Source organism: Nocardioides sp. GY 10127 (assembly GCF_004919085.1).
Taxonomy (GTDB): domain Bacteria; phylum Actinomycetota; class Actinomycetes; order Propionibacteriales; family Nocardioidaceae; genus Nocardioides.
In genome coordinates this window covers 1-5,061 of record NZ_STGL01000010.1, presented here as the reverse complement: position 1 = coordinate 5,061, position 5,061 = coordinate 1, and the positions used below count along the sequence as shown (strand labels likewise).

At 74.7% G+C, this 5,061-nt stretch carries 5 protein-coding genes, 1 tRNA gene and 1 pseudogene; 6 read left to right on the top strand and 1 reads right to left on the bottom strand.

The window, feature by feature from the left end; translation table 11 throughout:
- The 3 genes and pseudogenes from E8D37_RS18145 to E8D37_RS18135 form a co-directional block, all read left to right on the top strand.
- Positions 1-163 (top strand): annotated as a pseudogene (locus tag E8D37_RS18145) (alanine acetyltransferase); the annotation flags it as partial.
- Positions 164-256: 93 nt separating this feature from the next.
- Positions 257-1,348: a hypothetical protein gene (locus E8D37_RS18140; protein WP_136571249.1), complete on the top strand. Its 1,092-nt coding sequence runs from the start codon at positions 257-259 to the stop codon at positions 1,346-1,348.
- A gap of 108 nt (positions 1,349-1,456) precedes the next feature.
- Positions 1,457-1,532: transfer RNA gene (locus E8D37_RS18135), tRNA-Ala, on the top strand.
- Between the two features lie 148 nt (positions 1,533-1,680).
- On the opposite strand, the gene E8D37_RS18130 is transcribed toward E8D37_RS18135, so the two are convergent.
- The gene (locus tag E8D37_RS18130; RefSeq protein WP_136571248.1) at positions 1,681-2,190 is read right to left on the bottom strand and encodes a MarR family winged helix-turn-helix transcriptional regulator; all 510 of its coding nucleotides are present in this window, start codon (positions 2,188-2,190) and stop codon (positions 1,681-1,683) included.
- 86 nt (positions 2,191-2,276) lie between these two features.
- Here E8D37_RS18130 and E8D37_RS18125 point away from each other — a divergent pair, with 86 nt between their 5' ends.
- From E8D37_RS18125 to E8D37_RS18115, 3 genes are all read left to right on the top strand, one after another.
- Positions 2,277-3,143, top strand: coding sequence for a class III extradiol ring-cleavage dioxygenase (locus E8D37_RS18125; RefSeq protein ID WP_136571247.1), 867 nt, complete (start codon positions 2,277-2,279; stop codon positions 3,141-3,143).
- A gap of 175 nt (positions 3,144-3,318) precedes the next feature.
- On the top strand, positions 3,319-3,954 hold the full coding sequence (locus E8D37_RS18120; RefSeq protein ID WP_136571246.1) for a hypothetical protein: 636 nt from the start codon (positions 3,319-3,321) through the stop codon (positions 3,952-3,954).
- 76 nt (positions 3,955-4,030) lie between these two features.
- Positions 4,031-4,858, top strand: a complete 828-nt coding sequence (locus tag E8D37_RS18115; RefSeq protein WP_240770547.1) for a CPBP family intramembrane glutamic endopeptidase — start codon at positions 4,031-4,033, stop codon at positions 4,856-4,858.
- Positions 4,859-5,061: the final 203 nt, after the last annotated feature.

Sequence of the window (5,061 nt, the reverse complement as noted above, 5' to 3'; positions counted from 1 at the left end):
CTCCCTGCGCGTGGTGGAGAAGCTCGGGATGCCGGAGGTGGGCTACGCGCCGGGCTACCTGCACATCGACGGGGACTGGCGCGACCACCGGATCTACGCCCTCACCCGGGAGCAGCGTCCGCTCACCGGGCTGCTCGTCCACGTGGTGATGGGCTCGGACTGACCGTCCGGCTGATCACATCCGTCACACCAGCCATTTCCGACACACCGGTGCGGATACCCGCTGACGTGCGGAGACGAACCTAGAGTCGCCCTCGTGACGGACCCGAGCGCGCTCATCTTCGTGGCCCTGGCGGTGGCCTGGGCCGTGTACCTGGTTCCCAAGGCGCTCCAGCGTCACGACGAGGTCGTCCGCACCCGTTCCGTCGAGCGCTTCAGTGAGACCATGCGCGTCCTCGCCCGCCGTCACCCCTCCGCCGGCTCCAGCGCCCCGTCCGCGTCGACGCCCGTGTCCCAGCCCGTCTCCTCCGCCGTCACGAGCGAGCAGCGGGTCGTGGTCACGCCGGGTCGCGAGCACCGGGCGCCGATCGTGGTCGCCAAGGCCCGGGCCGCCACCGCGGCCGCGGCCGCCGCCACGGCGTCCGCCACCGCCTCGGCCACCAGCTCCGTGGCCCGCACCGCCGGAGGCTCCCGCGCCGCGGCCGTCGAGCACGCCGCCCGCCGGGCCGAGGCCCGCGCGGAGCGTCGGGCGCAGCGCGCCGAGGAGCGGCTCGCCCGCGAGGAGGCGTACGTCGCCCGCCGCGCCGCCATGACCGCCGAGCAGCGCCGCAGCGCCGCCAACCGGGCCGCCCGCAAGCGCCTGCGCGTGCTCGTGGCCCTGGTGTCCGGGCTCGCGCTGCTGGGTCTGCTGTCCCTGCTGGGCGTCGTCCACCCGGGCTGGCTCGCCGTGCCCGGCCTGCTGCTCGTGGCCTGGCTGGTGTCGTGCCGCGTGATGGTGCGCCGCGAGACCGGCCTGTCCGGCCCGCTGGCCCGCATCCCCGTCGTCACCGGCGACGAGGAGGGCGGCGCCACCCGCGAGGCCCGCACCGACGGCACCCGCTCCGCCTCGGACGACGCGACCGGCGAGGTCGCGGTCGTCCGCGTGCAGGGCGACCAGGTGGTCGTCGAGGTCGAGCCCGGCGCGATCAACCCCGACGGGACCTGGAACCCCGTGCCCGTCCACGTGCCCAGCTACGTGAACAAGCCGGCGGCGCACCGCGAGGCCGGCCGGCTGGACCTGGAGGACACCGGCGTGTGGACCTCCGGCCGCACCGAGGAGTCCGCCGCCATCGCCCGCGAGGCGCAGGAGGCCGAGCGGGCCTCCCGCCGCCAGCAGCGCGAGGGCGAGGGCCGCGCGTACGGCTCCTGACGGCGCGGGCCCGTGCGGGGCGCCCGGCCGGGCCCTCGATGCGGGCCCTCGATTCGGGCCCTGGCAGGGCCTGGTGCTAACGTCTGACACCGCGCCGCAGGGCGCACTGGGGCTGTGGCGCAGTTGGTAGCGCGTCTCGTTCGCAATGAGAAGGTCAGGGGTTCGAATCCCCTCAGCTCCACCAGTCAGAAGGCCCCCGACCAGCAGGTCGGGGGCCTTCTGCGTTCCCTGGTGAGGCTGCCCGCCGTCGGTCGCGACACGGGTCGTGTGCCTCGTTCGGCGCTGTGGGGCGTTCTCGGGCACACGACCACGCGTGGCGGAACCGCGCCGGGTCAGGCGGGCGGGCGGCCCGCGCCGTCCGGGTCGACGCGGGCGAGGACCCGCTCGCTGACCCGGCGCAGCGCGGCGAGGTCGTCGGGCTCGAGGACGTCGATGACCAGCTCGCGCACGCGCGCGACGTGGCCGGGGGCGGCCGAGACGACCTTCTCCCAGCCGGGCTCCGTGAGGATCGCGTTGGTGCGTCGGCCGCTGCCCGGCACCCGCTCGCGCCGCACCAGGCCCTGGTTCTCCAGCCGCTTGACCGTGTGGGAGAGGCGGGAGAGGGACGCGGACGTCGCGGCGGCGATGTCGCTCATCTGGAGCGTCCGGTCGGTCTGCTCGGAGAGGACCGCCAGGATCATGTACTCGAAGAAGCTCAGGCCCTGGTCGGCCTGGAGCTGGGCGTCCAGGGCGTTGGGCAGCCGGACGGTCAGCGCCGCGGCCGCGAGCCAGGAGGCGCGCTCGTCGGGCGAGAGCCAGCGCACCTCGGGGGTGGGCTGCTGCTCGGCGTCCGGGCTCTCCACGTCGCCATCCTAGGGACGCCCGGCTTGACCGCGGGGGAGGGGCGACCTAGCGTTGTTGAATCATCAAGTTCAGGCGAGGAGCCACCGTGGACGACCCGTTCAACCCGACCCGCCCCGCGGGTGCCTACGACGACCTCCTCGCGAGGGTCCTCCCGCAGGCGCGCGCCCAGCGCGCGTGGGAGCCGTCGGACGGTCCGCTGCCCTCGCTGTTCGTCAGCCACGGGGCGCCGCCCACGCTGGACGACCCGCAGTGGCTCGGGGACCTGTTCGCCTGGGCTCAGACGCTCCCGAAGCCCCGCGCGATCGTCGTGGTCTCGGCGCACTGGGAGAACGCGCCCCTCGCGATCACCGCCACGGAGGCCGGCTCGCCGCTGTACTACGACTTCGGCGGCTTCCACCCGCGGTACTACACGCTCCAGTACCGGACGCCGGACGCGACCGCCCTGGCCCACCGCGTCGCGGGCTCGCTCGCCGACACCACGCCGCTGCACCAGCACGTGGGCCGCGGGCTCGACCACGGTGCCTTCATCCCGCTGATGGCGATGTACCCGGCCGCCGACGTCCCCGTCGTGCAGCTGAGCATGCCCAGCCTCGACCCGGCCGCGCTCCTGGCGCTGGGCGAGCGCCTGCGGGAGCTGCGGCAGGAGGGCGTGCTCGTCATCGGCTCCGGGTTCATGACGCACAGCTTCGAGGTGTTCCGGAACCCCCGCCTGCACGGCCACATCGCCGCCTTCGACGAGTGGGCCGCCGACGCGATGGTCCGCGGCGACGTCGACGCGCTCGTCGACTTCCGGCACCGGGCCCCGGGCGCCTCGATCGCCCACCCGACGGCCGACCACTTCGTCCCGCTGCTGCTCACCCTCGGCGCCTCGACCAACCCCGGCGAGCAGGTGCAGGACGCCATCGCCCGGATGGTCTTCGGGAACTCGATCCGGTCGGTCCAGGCGGCCTGAGCGCTCGGGCTGTCCGTCCGGCCCGTCCCGCCGACCCGTCCGTACCTCCTGCACCGGTCCCGACCCCGGGATGGGGTAACTGCGCCGCCCGCGCCCCCGCGGTGAGGTGCGCGTCGGCATCCTCCGGGGAGGAGCGCCGACCACCGAGGCGCCGGACCGGCTGGGGGCGGGTCGCATGGAGTCGTGGCGAGGGGTGTGGAGGCTGGCCCTGGTGCTGCCCGTCCTGGTGGCGGTGTGGGGGCTGGGGCTCGCGGCGGGACGGCTCGACGGGGCGTCCTGGATGGGTGACCACGTCTACCGGCTCCGCGACAGCCTGGCGCCCGTGGCCGTGCTGCCGTTCCTCGCGGCGGCCCTGACGACCCGCGTGCGGGCGGTCGGGCCGGTGGTCGGCGGGCTCGTCGTGCTGGCGTTGCTGGGCGGTCGGTACGGGGGAGCGGGGCTCCCGACGGACGCCGCGACGCTGCCCGGTGTCGGCTACCTGGTGCTGGCGGGCGCGCTGTTCGGGCTGCTCGGGGTGCTGTGGTCGGCGCACTCGGCCTCGTGGGCGACGTGGCTGGTGGCGGCGGTACCGATGCTGGAGGGTCCGCTGCTGGTCGCGCAGGCCGACGAGCGGGTGGCCGCGTGGCTGCCGGGGGTCGGGGCGCGGTCCGCCGCGTTCGACCTCAGTGCCTGGAACCTCCTCGCCTGGACGATGGAGACGGCCCTCGGCGTCCTGCTGCTCACGTGGTTGCTGGCGCGCGGTCGGCGCGGGGTCCGGGAGGTGGACGTCGCGGCGCCGCTGTCGTACGAGGCGTGGGTGGCCTGGGAGTAGTCGCGGGGCTGGTTCTGGGGCTGCCCGTCGGCCCCCGACGTCCGTTCTCCTTGGTGAACCGGGGATGCTGGACGGCGTGAGGAGCTCGCTCGCGCGCCTGGAGGCGTGGCTGGGACGCCATGACGTGCTGCCGACCTCGACCGGGGTCGAGCTGGCCAAGGGGCTGCTGTGGTGCGAGCTGGCCCTGGTGCTGCTCGTGTCGCTGGGCCGCTCTGCGGTCTACTCGGTGGTCTCGCTGGTGGCGGCGCTGACGGCCCCGGGGCCGCTGTCCTCGCAGGCCGCGACCCTCAACTCGACGATCGCGCCGGGGCGTCCCTGGCTCGACCTCGCCTACCAGCTGCTGCGGATCTTCTTCGCGCTCGTGCCCGTCGGCCTGGCCGGCTACCTGCTGGTGCGCTCGGGCACGCGGCTGCGCGAGGTGTGGTTCCGGGGTGCCCGCTGGGGCCGCGACCTCGCCTGGGGCGCCGGGCTCGCCGCGTCCGTCGGCACCGTCGGCCTGCTGTTCTACCTCGCCACGTATGCGCTGGGCACCAACCTCACCGTCGTCGCGCAGGACCTCGGCTCCACCTGGTACCAGGTGCCCGTCCTGATCCTCGCCGCCGCGGAGAACGCCGTGCTCGAGGAGTTCGTCGTGCTCGGCTTCGTGCAGGTGCGGCTGCGCCAGCTCGGCCTCGGGTCGGGGGCGGCCATCGGCCTCGCCGCGCTGCTCCGCGGCAGCTACCACCTGTACCAGGGGCTCGGCGGCTTCGTCGGCAACCTCGTGATGGGCCTGCTGTTCGGCACGCTCTACAGCCGCTGGGGTCGGGTGACCCCGCTCGTCGTCACCCACACGCTCCTCGACGTCGGTGCGTTCGTCGGGTACGCCGTGCTCGCGGGCCACGTCTCCTGGCTGCCGACCGTCTGACGCTGCTGGGTGGCTGCCCTGCCGCCGCCCGGGGTGTCGGGTGGGCGGTGTGCCAGCAACCTTCGGAGGCCTCGGTGACGTTGCTGAGCCACCGCTGGTCGGTTGGGCTGGGTGGGCGGTGTGCCAGCAACCTTCTGAGGCCCTTGGGCTCAAGGCGTGTCTGCAACACCTCGACGATGGGCGGGGTTGGGGTGGGGCAGAGG